3 protein-coding genes are annotated in these 1,095 nt (G+C 58.8%); all 3 read right to left on the reverse strand.

The window, feature by feature from the left end; translation table 11 throughout:
• A partial coding sequence (locus ACYVDE_RS23735) for an ATP-binding cassette domain-containing protein (protein ID WP_460503992.1) occupies positions 1-227 on the reverse strand: 227 nt, incomplete at its 3' end.
• A 21-nt stretch (positions 228-248) separates the two neighbouring features.
• Positions 249-482, reverse strand: a complete 234-nt coding sequence (locus ACYVDE_RS23740) for a hypothetical protein (protein ID WP_460503994.1) — start codon at positions 480-482, stop codon at positions 249-251.
• Between the two features lie 3 nt (positions 483-485).
• On the reverse strand, positions 486-1,095 hold a 610-nt coding region (locus ACYVDE_RS23745; RefSeq protein WP_460503995.1), incomplete at its 5' end, for an SDR family oxidoreductase.

Below are 1,095 nucleotides of genomic sequence, written 5' to 3' on the forward strand. Positions count from 1 at the left end.
ACGCGGCGGCGCACGGCCAGGCTGTCGGTGAGCACGTCGTGGCCAGCCACGCGCACGGTGCCGGCCGTGGGGGGGAGGTAGCCGGTGGCAATTTTCATCGTGGTACTCTTGCCCGCGCCATTCGGCCCGAGAAAGCCCACGATTTCGCCCTTGCCCGCCGTGAAGCTGATGTTGTCCACGGCGTTCTGGGTGCCGTAGGTTTTGGTCAGGTTTTCAATTTCTACCATTATTTCAACTCAGCAGAACTGCTAGTTTTCTGATTCAATAAGCTGCCAATCATCGTTTGACAAACCATACTCAGCGGCAACATTACGGGCGTACTCAGCTTTCTCGTACCAATCATCAAATCCAATATCGGGATTTGTCGAGCTTAAGTAGTAAACATAAAAGCCACCTGTTCCGGAAGAGTCGTCTTCCATTACCAGATAATCTATGCCGTTATCTTCTGGTACTGGTAAAATCAGCTTCCATTGTGTTCCCATATATTATTTTACGTTCGCCGGCCGCAGCTGAATCTCTGATATCATCGTCGCATCCGGCGCTTCGATAGCGTGGATAATGGCGGCAGCAATGTCTTCGGGCTGCATCTTGTGCGGGTCGGGCGTAGGGCCGGGCTCCTTGCCGTTGAAGTTGGTCTCGACCGAGCCGGGCATCACGCAGGTGACGCGGATGCCGGCCGGGCGCAATTCTTTGAACAGCGCATCCGAAAAGCCGCGCACCGCAAACTTGGTGGCGCAGTAGCCGCTCATGCCGGCCGTGCCCGCGGTGCCGGCCAGCGAAGCCACGTTCACGACGTGGCCCGCGTGCTGCTTTTTCATTTGCGGCAGCACGGCGCGGGTGCACAGGAAAGTGCCCAGCACGTTGGTGTCGAACATGGTCTTCCAATCCTCGGTCTTGAAGCCGTCCACGTCGCCCATAATGCCCAGGCCGGCGTTGTTCACCAGCACGTGGATGTCGGGGCCCAGCTCGCGCTGGGTGTTGGTGAAGGCTTCGGCGATGGAATGCTCGTCCTGCACATCGCACTCGAAAAACTGGAACCGCTCGTGCGTCAGCCCTTGGGGCGCGGTGCGGGCCCAGCCGGCCACGGCCGCGCCG

It is taken from the genome of Hymenobacter agri (genome assembly GCF_054778495.1).

What these genes read in the sequence shown, in the direction of transcription:
- ACYVDE_RS23740 (WP_460503994.1), bottom strand. Translation starts at nt 482, where the DNA reads ATGGGAACACAATGGAAGCTGATTTTACCAGTACCAGAAGATAACGGC.